Annotated in this window: 14 protein-coding genes; 8 read left to right on the forward strand and 6 right to left on the reverse strand. The window is 68.8% G+C overall.

The window, feature by feature from the left end; translation table 11 throughout:
* The 3 genes from FHX42_RS17320 to FHX42_RS17330 all read left to right on the forward strand — a co-directional run bounded on the left by FHX42_RS17320 (nucleotide 1) and on the right by FHX42_RS17330 (nucleotide 2448).
* A complete protein-coding gene (locus FHX42_RS17320) occupies nucleotides 1-381 on the forward strand; it encodes a limonene-1,2-epoxide hydrolase family protein (RefSeq protein ID WP_182545466.1) in 381 nt (126 codons plus the stop codon).
* Nucleotides 382-433: 52 nt separating this feature from the next.
* Nucleotides 434-1627 carry an acyl-CoA dehydrogenase family protein gene (locus FHX42_RS17325; RefSeq protein ID WP_182545467.1) on the forward strand — a complete coding sequence of 398 codons (1194 nt, stop codon included), beginning with the start codon at nucleotides 434-436 and terminating at the stop codon, nucleotides 1625-1627.
* An 80-nt stretch (nucleotides 1628-1707) separates the two neighbouring features.
* A complete protein-coding gene (locus FHX42_RS17330; RefSeq protein ID WP_182545468.1) occupies nucleotides 1708-2448 on the forward strand; it encodes a transmembrane-type terpene cyclase in 741 nt (246 codons plus the stop codon).
* 58 nt (nucleotides 2449-2506) lie between these two features.
* Here FHX42_RS17330 and FHX42_RS17335 read toward each other — a convergent pair whose 3' ends face one another.
* On the reverse strand, nucleotides 2507-3082 hold the full coding sequence (locus FHX42_RS17335) for a helix-turn-helix transcriptional regulator (RefSeq protein WP_182545469.1): 576 nt from the start codon (nucleotides 3080-3082) through the stop codon (nucleotides 2507-2509).
* Between the two features lie 285 nt (nucleotides 3083-3367).
* Nucleotides 3368-6214, reverse strand: coding sequence for an AAA family ATPase (locus FHX42_RS17340; protein ID WP_235987448.1), 2847 nt, complete (start codon nucleotides 6212-6214; stop codon nucleotides 3368-3370).
* A gap of 285 nt (nucleotides 6215-6499) precedes the next feature.
* On the opposite strand from FHX42_RS17340, the gene FHX42_RS17345 reads away from it, so the two are divergent.
* Nucleotides 6500-9334 (forward strand): helix-turn-helix transcriptional regulator, encoded by a 2835-nt coding sequence (locus FHX42_RS17345; protein ID WP_182545471.1) that lies wholly within the window; start codon nucleotides 6500-6502, stop codon nucleotides 9332-9334.
* A 26-nt stretch (nucleotides 9335-9360) separates the two neighbouring features.
* Here FHX42_RS17345 and ispG read toward each other — a convergent pair whose 3' ends face one another.
* From ispG to ispH, 3 genes are read right to left on the reverse strand one after another with little or no spacing between them, the layout of a single operon-like run.
* Complete coding sequence (gene ispG / locus FHX42_RS17350; RefSeq protein WP_182545737.1) at nucleotides 9361-10485, reverse strand: flavodoxin-dependent (E)-4-hydroxy-3-methylbut-2-enyl-diphosphate synthase; 1125 nt, start codon at nucleotides 10483-10485, stop codon at nucleotides 9361-9363.
* A gap of 26 nt (nucleotides 10486-10511) precedes the next feature.
* Nucleotides 10512-12320, reverse strand: a complete 1809-nt coding sequence (locus FHX42_RS17355; RefSeq protein WP_182545472.1) for a 1-deoxy-D-xylulose-5-phosphate synthase — start codon at nucleotides 12318-12320, stop codon at nucleotides 10512-10514.
* 36 nt (nucleotides 12321-12356) lie between these two features.
* Nucleotides 12357-13334, reverse strand: coding sequence for a 4-hydroxy-3-methylbut-2-enyl diphosphate reductase (ispH, locus tag FHX42_RS17360; protein ID WP_182545473.1), 978 nt, complete (start codon nucleotides 13332-13334; stop codon nucleotides 12357-12359).
* Between the two features lie 303 nt (nucleotides 13335-13637).
* On the opposite strand from ispH, the gene FHX42_RS27455 reads away from it, so the two are divergent.
* The gene (locus tag FHX42_RS27455; RefSeq protein WP_182545474.1) at nucleotides 13638-14390 is read left to right on the forward strand and encodes an IclR family transcriptional regulator; all 753 of its coding nucleotides are present in this window, start codon (nucleotides 13638-13640) and stop codon (nucleotides 14388-14390) included.
* 82 nt (nucleotides 14391-14472) lie between these two features.
* The gene (locus FHX42_RS17370; protein ID WP_182545475.1) at nucleotides 14473-14868 is read left to right on the forward strand and encodes a VOC family protein; all 396 of its coding nucleotides are present in this window, start codon (nucleotides 14473-14475) and stop codon (nucleotides 14866-14868) included.
* A 181-nt stretch (nucleotides 14869-15049) separates the two neighbouring features.
* Here the strand turns inward: FHX42_RS17370 and FHX42_RS17375 are convergent, their stop codons facing one another.
* Complete coding sequence (locus tag FHX42_RS17375; protein WP_220480508.1) at nucleotides 15050-15391, reverse strand: hypothetical protein; 342 nt, start codon at nucleotides 15389-15391, stop codon at nucleotides 15050-15052.
* A 35-nt stretch (nucleotides 15392-15426) separates the two neighbouring features.
* Here FHX42_RS17375 and FHX42_RS17380 point away from each other — a divergent pair, with 35 nt between their 5' ends.
* Nucleotides 15427-15786 (forward strand): hypothetical protein, encoded by a 360-nt coding sequence (locus FHX42_RS17380; RefSeq protein ID WP_182545476.1) that lies wholly within the window; start codon nucleotides 15427-15429, stop codon nucleotides 15784-15786.
* A 345-nt stretch (nucleotides 15787-16131) separates the two neighbouring features.
* Entirely contained in the window at nucleotides 16132-17841 is a 1710-nt protein-coding gene (locus tag FHX42_RS17385; protein ID WP_328796324.1) for an acetyl-CoA carboxylase carboxyltransferase subunit alpha/beta, read from the forward strand.

Below are 17841 nucleotides of genomic sequence, written 5' to 3' on the forward strand. Positions count from 1 at the left end.
ATGTCCGCTGTCGAGCACGAACTGGTCGTGCGGGAGTTCCTGACCGGTATGGGACCGACCCCCGCCGACGTCAGGTCCGCTCTGGACCGTTTCCTGACCGACGACTGCGTGTGGGAGAACCCCGGTTCGCCGGTGTGCCGGGGAAAGGAGCAGATCGTCGCCCTGATGCCGGCCGACTTCGCACGACTGGAGGTCTGGTTCCGGTGCATGGCCACCGTCGGCGAGACCGTCCTGGTCGAGCGGGTGGAGAACATGCTGCGCACGGACGGAAGTCCGATCGCGCGGAACCTGAAGGTGATGGCCGCTTTCGAGCTGACCGAAGGGCGGATCAGCGCGTGGCGGGACTACTTCGACATCACCGACCTCGTTTCCGGTTCGTGATGACGGGCGAGCGCGGCGACGGGTGTCACCATCGAACCGGGAAGGCGGTCACATGACGAACGTGCAGGCACGAGTGCGGTACTCGCGGGCCGAGCTGGTGGAACGGGTCCATTCGGTCGGACCGACGCTCGCGGCCGGGGTCGCCCGGGGTGATCGCGAGCGCAGGTTGCCGGAAGACACCGTGCACGCGATCAATGAGTCCCAGGTGGACAGACTGTGGACCGCGCGGTCCTACGGCGGGCTCGAAACCGATGTCCGAACCCTGAGCGAGGTCACCAAGGTGCTCTCGCACTACTGCCCTTCCACGTCGTGGGTGGTGAACAACATCAACGGATCGAACCTGCTCTCCGGGCGGTTCCCGGAGCGGACTCGGGACGAGGTGTTCGCGGACAATCCCGGAGCCAAGCTCGCCTCGGTCTTCGTGACCGCGGGCGAGGCGAGGCGTACCGACGGGGGCTACCTGCTCACCGGGACGTGGCCGTACGCCTCCGGCATCCTGCACGACGACTGGGCGATCCTGGCCGCCAAGGAGGTCGCCGCCGACGGCAGCACCACCCGGCCGATGTCGGTGCTCGTGCCCACCGGTGACCTGGTGATCGAGGACTCCTGGTTCACCGTCGGCATGCGGGCCACCGGAAGCCACACCGTCGTCGCGACGGAGGTGTTCGTTCCCGGGAACCGGGTGATACCGCTCTGGGAGCAGCTGGGGCGTCAGCACTGTGGCGACATCACGCTGCCACCGCTGTTCCGGTCGCCCGCCGTGGCGTCCATGGCCGTCATCTGCGCTTCCGTGGTGGTCGGTATCGGCCAGGCGGCGCTGGCCCTCGTGGTCGACAGGGCTCCCGGCCGGGGAGTCGCGCCGACGGTCTACACGAGTCGGCCGGATTCCGGGACCTTCGTCTCCGAGCTCGGCAGGACGGCGCTGACCATCGATGCCGCCGAGCTGCACGTGAACCGGGCCGCGGACGTGATCGACCAGGCGGCGGTGGCGGCCGAGCCGCTTCCGGAGAGCGAACTCCGCCGGATCCGGGGTGACGTCGGGCAGGCGGCGAAGCTGGTGACGTCCGCACTCGACGAGCTGATGTACGCGAACGGTGCCGGCTCGTTCGCCGAGTCCAGTCCGCTGCAGCAGTTCTGGAGGGACGCCAACACGGCGGCCCGGCACGCGATGCTCAACGTGCACGTCGGCCACGAGCTCTACGGTGGTGGGTTCTTCGGTCTGGATTCCATCGTGCCCAGTCTCTGAGCCGCCCGGTCTCCGAACCGCCCTGGTCTCCGAACCGCGGAGTCGTTTTTCGCCCACCCGCGAGGTAAGGACGTCCCGTCATGTGGCTGCCCCCCTTCCTGATCCCGATGTCCGAGGTCGCGCCGGTCACCGTGGGACCTGCCGACGTCGCGGACTGGCTCTTCTGGTCGTTGGCCGGACCCACGGTGCTCGGGTGGATGGCGACCTATCTGCTGGCCATCCGGCAGACCGCCGTGGACGGGCGAACGGGGATTCCGGCCTACATGGTGGCGGTCAATTTCGCGTGGGAGTTCAGCCTGGCCTTCCTGCTGGAACAGACGCCGACACAGCGGCAGATCAACTTCGTCTGGGTCGTCGTCAACGTTTTCCTGCTGTACCAGATGCTGCGGTACGGTCACCGCGACTATCCGCTGTGGTCTCCGCGTGCTTTTCGCGCGGCGATGGTCGGCCTTCTCTGCTGGGCGGCGCTGATGGTGATGGCCGGGGCCAACGAGTTCCACGACCTCGACGGCATGTACATCGGCATGATCATCAATGTGCCGTTGAGCGCCGCGTTCATCCTGATGCTCCGGCGGCGCGATTCCTCCGTGGGGCAGTCCATGTACATCGCCGTCGCGAAATGCGTCGCGTCCCTGTTCGCCGGATTCACCGGTTTCGCCCTCTATCCGTCCCGCCTGCTGTTCCTCGTGGTGGTGCCGACGATGGTTGCGCTGGACATCGCCTACATCGTGTTGCTGTACAGGCAGCTGCGTGCCGAGGGACGATCGCCGTGGGCTTTCCGGACGCGGCGGGAACCCGTCGAGTCCGTGAGCCGGTCGTGAGCGGAGATCCGACCGCGCCCGCTTCGGCGGTGCGGTGAACGTCAGGCGGTACTCCCGGTCAGATCACGCCCATGCGCAGGGCGTACGCGACCGCGTGGGGCCGGTTGCGGAGCTTGAGGCGTCCGGTCACACCGGAGACCACTCGCTTCACGGCCCGCTCCGAGAAGCACAGCTCGTCGGCGATCTCGGTGGTGTCCAGGCCGTGCGACATCAACCGCAGGACGTCGATCTCCCGCGGGGTCAGGCCGGAGACGTGGAGACCGTGCGGTGACAGCACCTCGCGCTGGACCCGTTCGAACTGCTTGAGCAGTTCACCGAGCATGCTGGTGGACAGGAAGCCCCCGCCGTCGGCGGCTGTGAACACCGCGTGCTCGATCCGGTCGCCGGTGGCCGCTTCCCGGGGAAGCACCGCGGCGACGTTGCACTCCACGGCGGTGACCAGGTCGTCCCGGCTGGTCTCGGAGAGGATCAGCACCACGGGTGAGTCCATGGTGGCCTTCACCTTGCGCAGTGTCGAGGAGGTCTCCACGGTCAGCCGTTCGGCCGCGATCACGACCACGTCGATGGGGGTGAGTTGCTCGGACGGCACCACCTCGATGCCCGGCCGGGAGTCGAGGTAGGTGCTGATGGCCATGCTCGTCAACGGATCCGCTGCTCGTACGAACGCTCGGACTGCGTGCACTGTGCGCTCCCAGGTTCTACGTGCCACCCGCGTGGCTCTCACGAACAGTGTGCGAGCGACCGCTGGCGGATGTCTGCGTCGTGATCGCCGAGATCGGACTCGCGCAGGGTTCTCCTGCACGAGCCGAACACTTTGTCGACGGCATCCAGACAATGACGTGGAGCGCCGATGGCGCGGACGTGAACACCTCGCCCGGAAGGGGCGTCGAGCGATTCGTCGCCGAGAGGAACGAGTGGTTCAGCCGCGGTATTCGTCGGTCAGCATGGCCGCGGCCAACTCCACCCGGGAGCGGTGGCCGGTCCTGGCGAACATCCGGTTCAGGCGACTCTCCACGCTCTTCTCGCTGGTACCGAACAGCAGCGCCAGTTGACGGTTGGTCAACCCCTCGGTGACCAGTACCGCGAGCAGCCGCTCGTTCTCCGCCGTGGTGATGCTGCGGCCGGGCACCGGGACGTGGTGCGCGCGCATGATCCCTCGCAGCTGAGCGCGCCAGAGCAGGGCGTCGAGCTCGCCGAGGAGCACGTAGGCGTCCGAAAGCAACCGCTTCGTGTCGATCCCGCACAGTGCCACGCTGGTGAAGACCCACGCCGATTCGTCGGGGATCGCCCGCTCGCGTGCTCGCCGCACCGCCGTCCTACCGGCCGCGCGATCGCCGTGCACGCGTGCCCGGGAAACCAGGTAGGTGAGCTTCGCGCGGTGGGTTCCCAGCGCTTCCGCGACCCCCTGAGCACGGTGCACGCACCGGACGGCCTGCTCGTGGTTTCCCAGCGCGTGCTCGCGAACGGCCAGGTCCGCCCACATGTGCTCGGTGCCGAGCACGAAGCCGTTCTCGTCGGCGCTGTGCAACGCCGAGCGCAGCAGCTCATCGGCGTTTTCCGGTTCCCCCAGCGCCCGCAGGCACCTCACGTCGGCGTGGTCGAGCAGGTGGTCGAGGTGCATGCCGCGGGCCATGTCGGTCAGCTCTCGCGCCCTGGTCAGCCAGCCCCGTCCGATGAGCACTCCGGCAGCGCCCCGGGCCATCACCACCGGAACGAGCGGTCGTGTCGAGTAGCCACCCTCGGCGATGCTGCGTCGGGCCATGTCCAGCGCCGCGGAGTGCTCTCCGCGCAGCAATCGCAGCAGCGACCGCTCCGTGTTGTGCAGCTGCTCGACGCTGACGTCGTTGGCGCGCAGCACCCTCGTCGCCTCGTCCCGCTCGCCCAGCATGAGCAGCATGTCGACCTCGTAGCGAATCTGCTCGAACCGGTGTCGCGGGTGATCCCGCGATCGCCACGACCGCGGATCGGCCAGGAACCGCCGCAGCAGACTCGGATCACCGGTCAGCACGCCGGCACCGCCGCGATATATGTGCCCCAGGTCGGCGGTCACCGGATTCGCCGTGGTCCACGACCGCTGGTGCTCCCGTAGCAGTTCGTCGCCGTCGGTATAGCGCCCCAGGAACAGCAGCGCGAACGCCCGGGTGACCAACTCGTTGGCCGGTCCGCCCGACAGCGAGATCTCGCGGGCCGCCAGCCTGTTCAGCTCCGACCACTGGCCGCACGCGGCGAGCGAGAGCACGTAGACGAGCTCGGTCTCCTGCAACGTTTCGGCGGACAGGCGCTCGGCGTACTCCACGAGTACCGCTCGCGCGCTGTCGACCGACTCCTCCAGCCGGTTGTGAATGGCGCACGCCGCGCTGTGGGACAGCAGTGCCATGGACCGCTTGTCCGGTTCGTGCACCCGGTCGACCAGCGCGCGCAGCCAGCGCACGGCGCGCGCGCCGTCGGTGAACATCACGGCCTCGCTGCCGGCCAGCAGTTCGTCGGTGGAGCGTTCCGGGTCCACGAGCCTGCCCGCCGCCACCAGCTGGTCCGGCAGGAACGTCTCGTCGGCGGGCTCGGCGACGCCGTCCCACACCGCACGCACCGCCAGCGCGCACAGCCGCTGCTGCTCGTAGGGGCCGAGCGAGGCTTCGAGCGCCTGACGCACCACCGGTGCCCGGAATTTCCACCCCGCCTTAGACGAGCCGACGAGCACGCGACCTGTTTCCAGCGACCGCAACGAGGCGTGCGCGACCGTCGGATCGATCTCGAGCGCCTCGGCGACCAGTCCCGCGGCGGCGTCGCCGAGCGGGGCGAGGACCGTCATGGTCCGGGCCACCGACCAGCACAGCGCGCCGCTGTCCCGGATGGCGGCCAGCAGTGGATGCTGCTCGGACAACGGCAGCGGGTCGAGTGTGCGCTGCGAGTAGGCGTGGCGGTCCACCACGCGCAGCGCTCCGGACTCCAGCTGCGCTTCGATCTCCGAGTTCAGCGCCGCCGGATTGCCCCGACTGTCGGTGTGCAACCGATCGACCAGTTCGGAGTCCGGAACCGCGCGCACGGACGCGGCGATCAACGCGGTGGTCTCGGCCCGGGCCAGTGGGCGCATCGTGATCACGCGGGCCGCTCCGCCGGCCACGAGTCGGTGCATCGTGGTGGCGCGCTGGTGATCGTCGGGGCCGGTGGGGGGCCAGCAGCGCCAGGTCGCGACGACGGTGAATCCGGGACCGGCGAACCGACGGATGAACTGATCGAGCAGCGAGACGGTACCGATGTCGGCCCATTGCGCGTCGTCGACCAGCACTGTCAGCGGGAGGTGCCTGCGCACCGCGGACGAGACGATGCCGGCGAGCTGAGCGGAAGCGGTCGATGACGAGGGGTCGTGGTCGTCGGCGCTCAGCCGTGCCACCAGGCCGAGCGCCGAGTTCTCCGAGGTGGTGGCCGAGGGCGGATGCTCTTCGGAGAGCTCGAGCTCGGCGAGCAGGCGGTACAGCAGTCCGTAGTGGCCGGCGGTGTCGTTCTCGCTGAGCCGCACCGTCAGTACTCGGGTGCCGGTGCCGGTGAGCTTGTCGGCGATCGCCTCCAGCACCGTCGAACGCCCGAGGCCCGCCTCTCCGGCGAGCAGCGTCAACCGTGGTTCACCAGCACGCACCTTCGTGCACACGTCTTCGATCAGCGCTGTTCTGCTGGACGTCCTCGGTGCTCGGGGGGCGGCCTGATCGTCCTGCGGGACAAGGGGAGTGCGCGGACTCCATCGGGAGGAATCAGTCACGGTGACGGTCATTCGTCGGGCTTTCCGCACGCTGAGCGCATGGCATCGCGAGAGCGTGAGCGTGTCCGACCGTCGGGTGTGGATCCGTTCGCTTCCGGTAATGAGAGGTGTCGAACGACAGTGTGTGCTCTCTCATGTGGGCGATTATGGTTCACGCGAAAGACGTTATTCATCACAACAGGATGTGAACTCAGCCACTGGCTCGTCCCGGACAGGATGCCGCGGAGTCACGAGCGCGAGCTCTCCGGGCGGAAGGTCGAGCAACACGTCAACACCGCCGAACGAGGGAAAACGCGAATGCCTCGAAAGCGCACGGTAGTAATCGGGCGGGACGAGCAGCTGGAACTGCTTGACGGCGCGGTAAGCGACACGGGAGACACCGGGTCGCTGATCATGGTGCGGGGTCCGGGCGGATCGGGTAAGAGCGCGCTGCTCGACGCGGCCGAGAAGCGCTGGTCGAAGTGGGGCGTACGGACGTTCTCGATCGCGGCCGTGGCCGCGCCGCGGATGTTCGACGTCCTGTTCGACGCCGTGCGGCTGCGCATCGACGAGCAGCAGGACGTCCCGTGGCCTCCCGGGATGCTCGAGGCCGTCGCCGCGTGCACCCAGCTGCGTCCCCGGGATCGGAAGGGGGCCGAGCACAACCTGCTCCCCTTCGGGTACGAGCTGACCCGTGCACTGGCCCACCTGGCGCACCGCGAACGCATCGTGGTGCTGATCGAGGACGTCGACCGGCTGGACCGGAAGTCGGCGTTGGCGCTGTCGTTGCTGGTTCTGGGCGTCCGTGCGGCAGGCATCGTCGTCATCACCACCGGAAGCACGCACCACGGAGTGCTGGAGCAGTTCGTTCGCAGCGCTGACGTCACGATGGACCTCCCCCCGTTGCGTAACGCGGACATCGTGGCGCTGCTCAGCCGATGGGCGGGCATGAGCGCGCCCGTGGATCCCACCGTGACCAACGCGTTGCTGGCCGGACTCGGCCCGCTGTTCGGCAACCCGGGTACTGTGCGCTCCACGTTGCGCGCGCTGCGCGATGAGGGCCGTTTGGTGCTCGTCGACGAGCACGTCTGCCTGCGTCCGGCCGGGGAACCGGTCGCGCTGGCCGACGACCACGAACTGCTCGCGGCAGTGCGCGACTGCGGCCCCGGCGGCGCCGCGGTGGTGTGGGGGATAGCGGTGCTCGGCGAGGTCGCCGTTCACGATCTGCCGATGCTCGCCGTGGCCGCGGATACCGATCTGCGGTCCTGCGGGCGAGTGCTCGACCGGCTGGTGCGGCAGGACGTCGTCCGCGACCAGGACGGTGTGCTGCGGATTCCGGTGCCCGCGCTGGGAGTGGCGTTGGGCCGTGCCGCCGTACGGCCGCCTCGGACGGTGCACGCGGCGATCGTTCGGTACCTGCTCGACAGGATCGAAGACGGGGCGCCGGTGGACCGGGCGGTACTGGCCCACCACTCCGCCCGTGCCGAGTCCGAATTCGGTCACCGGGGGCCGGTCGACACGCTGATCGACGAAGCGGACCGGATGGTGGACTCGGACACCGCGCGGGCCGCCGACTGGTACCGCGCAGCCGTGCACCGGCTGGTCGGTGCGGACCGGCGTTGGGCCGGGCTGCTGCCCACGATGCTGCGGTTGCAGCTCTCGGCGGGTCGCCAGCACGAGCTGGCCGACGACCTGAGCGCGGTGGCGTCGACGTTGCTGGCGCCGGACGAGGACGGGACCACCTCGGTAGCGCGGAGCGCGTACCCGGTAAGCGGTGACGCACTGCTGTTCGAGGTCACGGTCTGGTGGGGTGCGGCGCTGCTGCACGAACAGCGCATCGCCGAACTCCGCGACTCGGTGCGGGTGTTCGAGGCGGTGGCCGTCCGGCGCGGGTGCGCCGACGAGGTGCGCCGGTTCTCCGCCGCCGTGTCCCGCGGTGAGTCGCGCGAGGTGTTTTCCGCGTTCAGCGCGCTGATCACCGCGGGAACGGCGGAACCCGGCACGACGGGGGACTTGCGGGTTCACTCCCTCGGTGCGCTGCTGTCGCTGATGAGTGCGCTGGACGGGGACGACAACCGGTTCCAGCGGGCTCGTGCGGCGTGGGAGGCTTCGGCTCCCGGTGAGCTCACCGGGCCGGAGGCGACGTGCCTGCGCGACGCGGTAGGAGTGGGGGACTACGCAGCGGTCCTGCGCCTGCTCCTGGGACGGCACTACCAGCCGCACCGCGAGGGAGCGCTACATCGCTATCACCACGTCGTGTCCGCCTACCATTCCGGGGACTGGGACACCGCGCTGTCCGAGGCTCGCGCGTTGGAGACCGGGCGGGGTCCCACGCACACCGGACCAACGCACCACCTGGCACGGGTGATCGCCGCGGAGATCTGCTCGGCACGCGGCGATTTCGACCGGGCCGAGCGGTGGCTGCACCGGGTGCCGCCGCTCGCTTACGGGCACCTGGCGAGCTGGGCCCGTTGCGGGCTGCTCCACCGGAAGGGGCGTACCGCCGAAGCGGTGACCGTGGGCAGGCGGGACTACGAGCGGTACCGGGACCACGGCACCGTGGTGGGGTCGGAACGACTGCTCGCTCGCCTGATCGACTACAGCCTGCGGCTCGACGACGACGCCGGGGCACGCGGACTGTTCGACGAGCTGCGGGCGCTCGACGAGCGAGTGCGCACAGGTTCCTCCCGGGAGATGGTGCTGATCACGGGCGGCGCGTTGCACGCGGACGTCGGGAGCCTCCGCGTGGGTGTGGAGTTGGCCCGACAGCGCGGCGACGCCTACAGGGTCGCCTGCGGATGCGCGGTGCTGGGCGCGCTGGCCGACGATCCGCAGCCGTGGTTGCACGAGGGATACGCGCTGACCAAGCGGTTCGGCTCACCGGTCGGTCGGGGGGTGTTCACCGACCTGATGCGCGCCAGCGGAGTGGCGCCGCCGCGCTCGCGCAGCCCGCGATCGGTGCTGTCTACCACCGAGAGCACGATCATCGACCTGGTCAGCGACGGGTACACGAACCGCCAGATCGCGATCGCGATGCAGGTCAGCGTCAAGACCGTGGAAAGTCGTCTGACCAGGCTGTTCGATCGCACCGACTGTCGTTCGCGCGTGGAGCTGGCCGCTGCGCGGCTGGAGGGGAGACTGGTGCGGGCGTGACCTCCCGGGCACGAGCGTGGTTGGGGTTAGCTGACGGAGACGGTGGGTTCGCCGCTGGTGGTGGTGCCGTCCATGTCCTCGGCGAGGCGCCCGGCCTCCTCGATGAGGGTCTCCACGATCTGGTGCTCGGGCACGGTCTTGATGACCTCGCCGCGCACGAAGATCTGGCCCTTGCCGTTGCCGGAGGCCACCCCCAGATCGGCCTCACGGGCCTCCCCGGGCCCGTTGACCACACACCCCATCACCGCCACCCGCAGCGGCACCTCCATGCCCTCCAACCCGGCGGTGACCTCGTCGGCCAACTTGTACACATCCACCTGCGCCCGCCCACACGACGGACACGACACGATCTCCAACTTGCGCGGACGCAGATTCATCGACTGCAGAATCTGGGTACCGACCTTGATCTCCTCGACCGGCGGCGCCGACAACGACACCCGAATCGTGTCCCCGATGCCCTGCCGCAACAACGCCCCGAACGCCGTGGCCGACTTGATCGTGCCCTGAAACGCCGGACCCGCCTCGGTCACCCCCAGATGCAACGGATAATCACACCGCTCGGCCAACAACTCGTAGGCACGCACCATCACCACCGGATCATTGTGCTTGACCGAGATCTTGACGTCGTGGAAGTCGTGCTCGGCGAACAACCCCGCCTCCCACAACGCCGACTCCGCCAACGCCTCCGGCGTGGCCCTGCCGTGCTTGTCCATCAACCGCTTGTCCAACGACCCCGCATTGACCCCGATCCGGATCGGCGTGCCGTGATCCTTGGCCGCCTGCGAGATCTCCCGCACCTGATCGTCGAACTTGCGGATGTTGCCCGGATTGACCCGCACCCCCGCACAACCCGCCTCGATCGCGGCGAACACGTACTTCGGCTGGAAATGAATATCGGCGATAACCGGAATCTGCGACTTCTGCGCGATCACCGGCAACGCCTCCGCGTCCTCACTCGTCGGACACGCCACCCGCACGATGTCACACCCCGCCGCGGTCAACTCCGCGATCTGCTGCAACGTCCCATTGATGTCACGGGTGTTGGTCGTCGTCATCGTCTGCACCGAGATGGGATGATCACTACCCACTCCGACCGGCCCCACCTGCAACTGCCGGGTCTTACGACGCTCAGCGAGCACGGGCGGAGGCATGGGCGGAATGCCGAGCGCGACCTGGTTCAACGTGGACTCCCTGCCAGTCGGGGTGAACGGTTCGTGTCCGAGCTCCCCTGCAGCGCCAGCGCGGTCTCGGCGACGGCCTCACCGGTGAGGCCGTGTTCGGCCAGGATCGCCGACCTCGCCCCGTGGTCCAGGAACTCGCGCGGCACACCGAGGTTGTGCACCGGTGCGGGAATCCGCGCGTCCGTGCAGGCCTGCGCCAGCGCTGTGCCGAGGCCCCCGGTACGCACGCCGTCCTCGACGGTGAGCACCAGACTGTGCCGCGACGCCAGGTGGACCAGGGACGGTGCGATGGGCAGTACCCAACGCGGATCGACGACGGTCGCTCCGACGCCGTGGTCCGACAGCAGCTCCGCGGCGCGGATCGCCGGTGCGGCCAACGGCCCGGTGGAGACGAGCAGGACATCGAGGGGCCGGGAGCGGCTGCGGAACAGGATGTCCAGGCCGTCCATCCGCCGGAGCGCCGGGATCTCCGCGCCGGCGCCGCCCTTCGGGAATCGCAGCGCGGTGGGGCCGTCTTCGGTGGACACCGCCTCGCGGAGCAGGGCGGCGAGTTCGGTGGCGTCGCGCGGTGCGGCGACGCGCATCCCCGGTACCGCGTTCAGCAGGGCGAGGTCCCACATCCCGTGGTGGCTGGGGCCGTCGGGTCCGGTGATGCCCGCGCGGTCCAGGACGAAGGTCACGGCCAGGCGGTGCAGTGCCACGTCCATCATGACCTGGTCGACGGCGCGGTTGAGGAACGACGCGTACAGGGAGACCACCGGGTGCGCTCCGCCCATCGCCAGCCCCGCCGCGCTGGTGACCGCGTGTTGCTCGGCGATGCCCACGTCGAAAACGCGATCGGGGTAGCGCTGGGCGAACCGGTGCAGTCCCACGGGGTGCAGCATCGCGGCGGTCACCGCCACGACTTCCGGGTGCTCGGCCCCGACCTCCACCAGCTCCTGCCCGTACGAACCGGTCCAGCTCGGTGCGGAGCTCTTTCCCGACAGTCCGGTCTCCGGGTCGATGACGCCGATGCTGTGCATGTGGTCGGTCTCGTCGTTCCTGGCCGGGACGTAACCGCGTCCCTTCGTGGTGACGCAGTGCACGACGACCGGGCGGTCCAGCAGCGCCGCACGTTCGCACGCCCGCTCGACGGCGCCGATGTCGTGCCCGTCCACCGGACCGACGTAGTCGAACCCCATCGTCGTGAACAGGTCGCGGTCCGGATCGCGGTTGTCGCGCAGCGCGGCGAGGTGTTCGGCGATCCCCCCGACCGTGGGGCTGTAGGAGCGGTCGTTGTCGTTGAGCACGACCACGGTCCGGCCACCACCACGCCCGAGGTTGTTCATGGCCTCCCACGCCATGCCTCCCGTCAGCGCGCCGTCGCCGATGACAGCGACCACCCGGCGGTGCTGCTCGTCGCGCAGCCGCTGCGCCTTCTCCAGACCGTCCGCGTAGGACAGTGCGGTGGAGGCGTGCGAGTTCTCCACGTGGTCGTGCGGGGACTCCCGGCGCTGCGGGTAGCCGGACAGACCGTCCGCTGCGCGCAACGTGCCGAAGGAGTCCTGCCTGCCCGTGAGGATCTTGTGGACGTAGGACTGGTGTCCGATGTCGAACACGATCCGGTCGCTGGGTGAGTCGAACACCCTGTGCAGGGCGATGGTCAACTCCACGACACCGAGGTTCGGCCCGAGATGTCCACCGGTCCGGCAGACGCTGTGCACCAGGAACTCCCTGATCTCGGCGGCCAGCGCGGTCAACTGGTCGTGGTGCAGCTCCCCGAGCCGGTGCGGGTCGGTGATTCGGCTGAGCAAACTGGATGCCATGTCCTCGTATCCGTTCGTCGCGAGGTTGCTCGATGACTACTCGGCGGCGGCGCGAACCGCACCGGGGAGGTCGAAACGCGTCGTCTCGTAGGTGAGCTCGCGTTCTTCGACGGACACCGGCCCGAATGCGGCGAGCGCCTCCACGGCCTCGGTGACCAGGTCGGGCGGTGCCGAAGCACCGGCGGTCATCCCGATCGTGCCCACTCCGTCGAGCCATTCCGGCCGGATGTCGCTCCCGCGGTCGATGAGTTCGGCCGGTGTGCCCTTCCGCCGGGAGAGTTCGACGAGACGTACCGAGTTCGACGAGTTCGTGGACCCGACGACCAGCACGAGGTCGGACTCCTCCATGATCGCTTCGAGCGCTTCCTGCCGGTTGGTGGTGGCGTAGCAGATGTCCTCCGACGACGGCTCGCTCAGGGCGGGGAACTTCGTGCGCAGCGCGTCGACGAAATCAGCGGTCTCGTCCATCGCGAGCGTGGTCTGGGTGAGGTAGGAGACCTGTTGCGGGTCGGAGGGCGCCAGGTTCTCGACCTCCTCGGCCGACTCGACCAGCACGGTGGAGCCCGGTGCCTCGCCGATGATCCCGTCGATCTCCTCGTGCCCGGAGTGGCCGAAGAGCACGACGGTGTCCCCGCGGGCGGCGAAACGGCGGGCCTTGGCGTGCACCTTGCTGACCAGCGGGCAGGTTCCGTCGATGACGTCGAGGCCGCGTCGTGCCGCCTCCTCGCGCACCGCGGGGGAGACGCCGTGCGCGGAGAAGACGACGGTCGCGCCGTCGGGCACCTCGTCCAGCTCCTCGACGAAGACCGCTCCCCGGCGGGACAGGTCGTCGACGACGTGGGTGTTGTGCACGATCTGCTTGCGCACGTGGACCGGCGCGGTGCGCGACCGCAGAGCTCGTTCGACGATCTCGATGGCTCGCTCGACTCCCGCGCAGAAGGATCGCGGACCGGCCAGCAGGATGCGGCGGGCGCTGGTGTGGTCCGCGCACTGGTCCGAACTCGTAGACGTCATGTCGGGAACGCTATGGAGGTGGCGACCGCGGGCTCAACGGCCGATTCAGCTTTCCGGAACACCGGTGCGCTTCGATGCGCGTCGGCCGATCCGCCCGCCGGCGCGGCAGTCGCCACGGGCACGACCGCGGGATTGCAGGGGACATCAACCGCTGCCGACCTTGTTCCCACCGGGGGCGTCTGGCTGGATGCGAATCGAGTGGTGGGGGCGAGCGGTCAGTTACAGCGACGGGAGTATCGCCATGAAATCCGCACGCGTGCCGCGAGGCCCGCTGCAGCGTTCCGCGTCGGGACCAGGTGAGCAGTGACCGATACCGAGGGAGGTCCGCTCCGCAAGGCGTTCACCGTGCTCGATGCGCTGTCCGGGGCGTCGAAACCGGTGACGCTGTCCGAGCTGTCCCAGATCGTGAACTTGCCGAAATCGACGGTGCACCGCCTGATGCGGGTGCTGACGGATCTCGGTCTCGCCGTCCGCATGGAGTCGAAGGCCTACCGGCTCGGGGATTACGTGTCCCGACTGGCGGGTAAGCGCGCTCCGTCGACCGTGCACGACTTCGACCACGCCATCACCCCCTTTCTGCTGGAGCTGTTCCAGCTCACCCGGAAGGTGGTCAGCGTAGGAGTGCTGTCCGGACAGCGCGTGCGGCACGCGGGCACTCTGTACGGTCACGGTCACAGCCGTCTCGCGATGGCCCTGCGGCATCCCGTGCCCGCCTACTGCTGCGCGGCGGGCAAGCTCCTGCTCGCTGAGCGCATTCGGCCCCTCACGGACTTCTCCGGTGCCGCGCCCGCCGCGTACACCCGATGGACGATCACCAATGCGGACCGCATGGAGCGGGAATTCGAGCTGATCCGGCGGACGGGACTGTCCTACGCGCGAAGCGAGTACCTGCCCGAACTCGCCGAGGTCGCCGCGCCGATATACCTCGGCAACACCGACCCGGTGGCCGCGGTCGTCGTGAGCGGCACGGTCACCACCATGGACCTGAGAAGCGTCGGGCGGACCCTGCTCGAGACCGTCGGAGTGATCGAGGAGAAGCTGGCCGGGGCTTCGTGACGCCGCGGTCCCTCACGGGGCGTGTTCGCCGTGGTTCCTCCGGGGCCTTGATGGTGGTGTGCGTCTGGGTGAGACTCGCCGGATGACGAGTCGTATCGCTGTTCTGGGCATCGACGCCGTGGAGCCGGAGGTGGTCGCCCGTTTCTGGTGTCGGGTGCTGGATTGGACCGTCGTGGAGCGGTCCGCCGGGGGCGGGGTTTCGATCGGGCCGGTCGGTGGTGCGCGGCCGGAGATCGATGTGCTGCCGGTGCCGGAGCACAAGGCCGTCAAGAACCGGATGCATCTCGATGTGCGTGCCGAGGACGTTTCCACGGCGGCGGAGTTGGAGCGCTTGTTCGCGTTGGGGGCTCGGCGGGCCGACGTGGGCCAGGCGGCGGGCGCGGACCAGGTGGTGCTGGCCGATCCGGAGGGCAACGAGTTCTGCCTGCTGTCGCGGTCCGTGCAAAACCCGGACGACTCCGAGAAACCACCGCCGTAGCGAAGTGCCTTCGACGTGCACGGCAAGGATGGCGCCGCGGGCGGGACTATCACCATTCACCACAACACGTTCCGGGGCAGCCCTGCACCACGCGCGGCTCGCCGCCGAGGCCACGAGGGACGGAACGCTGGGCTACGCGTTGCTCCTCGCGGGGAAACCGGCGTGATTCGTCCGGTGCGGTTCAGCGGGCTTCCGGTTCGTCCAGGACGGCGTCGACGGTGCTGCGCCCGCTCAGCGCCTCGTCGAGCGTGGCCGCCCACTGGTGGACGATCCGTTCGCGCCGCGCGGAGTCGTCGGTGAGCACGTCGGCGAGCCCGAGTCCACGGGCCAGGTCGAGGGTGTCCTGTACCAGGCGGTGCGTCACCGGGTCCGTGTCGTCGGCGCCGAGCAGCTCGATGGTGACCTGGTGGGCGATGCGCCCGAACTTGGCCTCCAGCGGCACGATCCGCGCTCTGAGCGCCTCGTCCGGGGTGCGCCCCGGGCGGTTGGTGTGCGATCCGGCGACCCTGTTCCGGTTGTACACCGGTCGCCCCGTCGATCCGGCGCTGTACCGGGAGCATGGATACGTTTGACCACCTCGATGAGCAGTTCGCGGATGCCGTGCACGTTCAGGCTGTAGAAATTGGCGCTCTCCCACTTCGAGAGATGGTGCAGGATCCGCGGTCCGATTTCATCGGCCAGTTCTGTGCCGTGCACCGACATCAGATCGGCACTCATCCAGAGGGCGTCCTCGGGCAGGGAACCCGCCCATCCGAACGTCAGATGCGGATTGTAGTGGTCTTCCGCGGATTTCTCGGCGATCCGGTCGAGCAGCTCGACGTGCCGATTCGTCGCGGCAGTGTCGATGCTGGGCACGGAGAATCCTCAGGGGTTTCGGTGTGTGAACGAACGATGAGCGCGGGAGGAGGCGTATTTTGAACGCGCAGTACGCGAGTGGCTCCGATGCTTTCGATCCGCGTACAGCGGTTCGGGCGGATTCTCCCGCTCGTTGTCGGGAGAACCAAGTCGTCACGGCAACAGCCCCTCGTGGGGCGTCCAGGATTTTCCCGGTCATTATGCGACAACGACTCGAATGTCCGATTAGCACAAAGGGGTAGCCGACCGGCTACCCCATGAGGGTGTTCGTTTTCGCAGCCCGGACGGGTCTTGGCCGGCCGCATTCCCGTCGGCAACATGGATGTCGTCATCGAGGACGACGCGAGCCGCTGATCGGGGAAGCGCCACTCATGTCCTCGGCAGGTTTTCGACAGGAGGTGTGGTGCGGTGCTCGAAGCTTCCGCTGCGCGGTCGATGCGGCAACGTGAACCTGGCCGGTGGGAGCTGTGCGGACAGTGCTGGTCGATGATCTACGGCAAGCGGCTGTCCCGCGAGCTGCGGGTGTGCCCCAGCTGCGGTCACCACTTCGGAATCCCGGTGGCCGAGCGTCTGGACGCGCTGCTCGACCCCGGCTGGACACCGGTGGGGGTCGAGGTGACGGCCGAGGACCCGCTCGGTTTCACCGATCTCGTCGCCTACCCCGACCGGCTGCGGTCGGCCCGCCACCGCACCGGTCTGCAGGACGCCGCGCGGTGCGCGGTGGGAGCGGTGGAAGGGCATCCACTCGTTGTCGCGGCCGTTGACTTCGACTTCATGGGCGGCAGCCTTGGCGGTGCTCTCGGGGAGATCATCACCACCGCCGGGGAGATAGCGCTGCGACGACACACGCCCCTGCTCATCGTCTCGGCCTCCGGCGGAGCGCGAATGCAGGAGGGTCTGCTGGCGTTGATGCAGATGGCCAAGACCAGCCAGATGCTGGCGCGGCTGGACGAGGCGGGCGTGCTGAGCATCTCGCTGATCACCGATCCGACCTTCGGCGGTGTCGCGGCCTCCTTCGCGACCTCCTGCGACATCCTGCTCGCGGAACCAGGCGCCCGGCTGGGTTTCGCCGGTCCGCGGGTAATCGAGCAGACGATCGGTGAGAGCTTGCCCGAGGGCTTCCAGACAGCGGAGTTCCTCTTCGAACACGGACTGATCGACCGTGTGTGCTCGCGCCACGACCAGCGGCCGGTGCTGGGCAGGTTGCTGGCGGCCTGCGGAGGTGCTGCGGGACAGGTCGCCGACACCGACCTCGGCCCCGATGTCGTGTGCACCGACTCCGCCGAGGTCCGCGAACGAGTGGCCTGGGATGCCGTGCAGCAGGCACGGGGCATCACCCGGCCGCTGGCGCTGGACTACGCGAATCTGCTCCTCGACGGGTTCGTCGAGCTGCACGGCTCGCGACTGGCCGGTGAGTCCGGCGCACTCATCGGCGGAGTGGGACTGCTCGGTGGTGAACCGGTCATTCTGCTCGGTCACCAGCGGGGCAGCAACGCCCCCGAACTCGTCCGCCGCAACTTCGGCATGCCGCAGCCCGACGACTACCGGAAGGTGCAGCGACTGGCCAGGCTGGCCGCGAAACTGCGTATCCCGGTGGTGACGCTGATAGACACTCCCGGCGCCTACCCGGGGGTGTCGGCAGAGGAGCGCGGGCAGGCCTTCGCCATCGCCGAGACTTTGCGCGTCTTCGCCGCGCTGCCCACGCCGGTCGTCGCGGTAGTGATCGGGGAGGGCGGAAGCGGTGGCGCACTGGCTCTCGGACTGGCCGACAAGGTGCTGATCTGTGAGAACGCGGTGTACTCGGTGATCAGTCCCGAGGGGTGCGCGGCGATCCTGTGGAAGTCCGCCGCCGCGGCCGACCAAGCCGCCGAGCAGCTGCGGCTGACTGCGGGCGACGCACTGTCGCTCGGGGTCGTCGACGGCATCGTGCCGGAACCGCGCGGCGGTTCGGAGCAGGATCCGGGACGTGCCGCCGACTTCCTGGCGAACGCGCTGTCCCGGTCGCTCCGAGACGTGCACGCGGACGGATCGCGGGGCCTGGTCCAACGCCGAACCGCACGATTCCGGGGATTCGGCGCCGATCTCGTCTCCCACACATTCACCGAAACGCAGGAGTGA

Source organism: Halosaccharopolyspora lacisalsi (genome assembly GCF_014137975.1).
Classification (GTDB): domain Bacteria; phylum Actinomycetota; class Actinomycetes; order Mycobacteriales; family Pseudonocardiaceae; genus Halosaccharopolyspora; species Halosaccharopolyspora lacisalsi.

Excerpts from the sequence above, each read along its gene's own strand:
- FHX42_RS17320 (WP_182545466.1), top strand. The coding sequence starts at position 1 with ATGTCCGCTGTCGAGCACGAACTGGTCGTGCGGGAGTTCCTGACCGGT.
- FHX42_RS17335 (WP_182545469.1), bottom strand. The coding sequence starts at position 3,082 with ATGGCCATCAGCACCTACCTCGACTCCCGGCCGGGCATCGAGGTGGTG.
- FHX42_RS17380 (WP_182545476.1), top strand. The coding sequence starts at position 15,427 with ATGGATACGTTTGACCACCTCGATGAGCAGTTCGCGGATGCCGTGCAC.
- FHX42_RS17370 (WP_182545475.1), top strand. The coding sequence starts at position 14,473 with ATGACGAGTCGTATCGCTGTTCTGGGCATCGACGCCGTGGAGCCGGAG.
- ispH (WP_182545473.1), bottom strand. The coding sequence starts at position 13,334 with ATGACGTCTACGAGTTCGGACCAGTGCGCGGACCACACCAGCGCCCGC.
- FHX42_RS17340 (WP_235987448.1), bottom strand. The coding sequence starts at position 6,214 with ATGACCGTCACCGTGACTGATTCCTCCCGATGGAGTCCGCGCACTCCC.
- FHX42_RS17325 (WP_182545467.1), top strand. The coding sequence starts at position 434 with ATGACGAACGTGCAGGCACGAGTGCGGTACTCGCGGGCCGAGCTGGTG.
- FHX42_RS17355 (WP_182545472.1), bottom strand. The coding sequence starts at position 12,320 with ATGGCATCCAGTTTGCTCAGCCGAATCACCGACCCGCACCGGCTCGGG.
- FHX42_RS17330 (WP_182545468.1), top strand. The coding sequence starts at position 1,708 with ATGTGGCTGCCCCCCTTCCTGATCCCGATGTCCGAGGTCGCGCCGGTC.
- FHX42_RS17345 (WP_182545471.1), top strand. The coding sequence starts at position 6,500 with ATGCCTCGAAAGCGCACGGTAGTAATCGGGCGGGACGAGCAGCTGGAA.
- ispG (WP_182545737.1), bottom strand. The coding sequence starts at position 10,485 with ATGCCTCCGCCCGTGCTCGCTGAGCGTCGTAAGACCCGGCAGTTGCAG.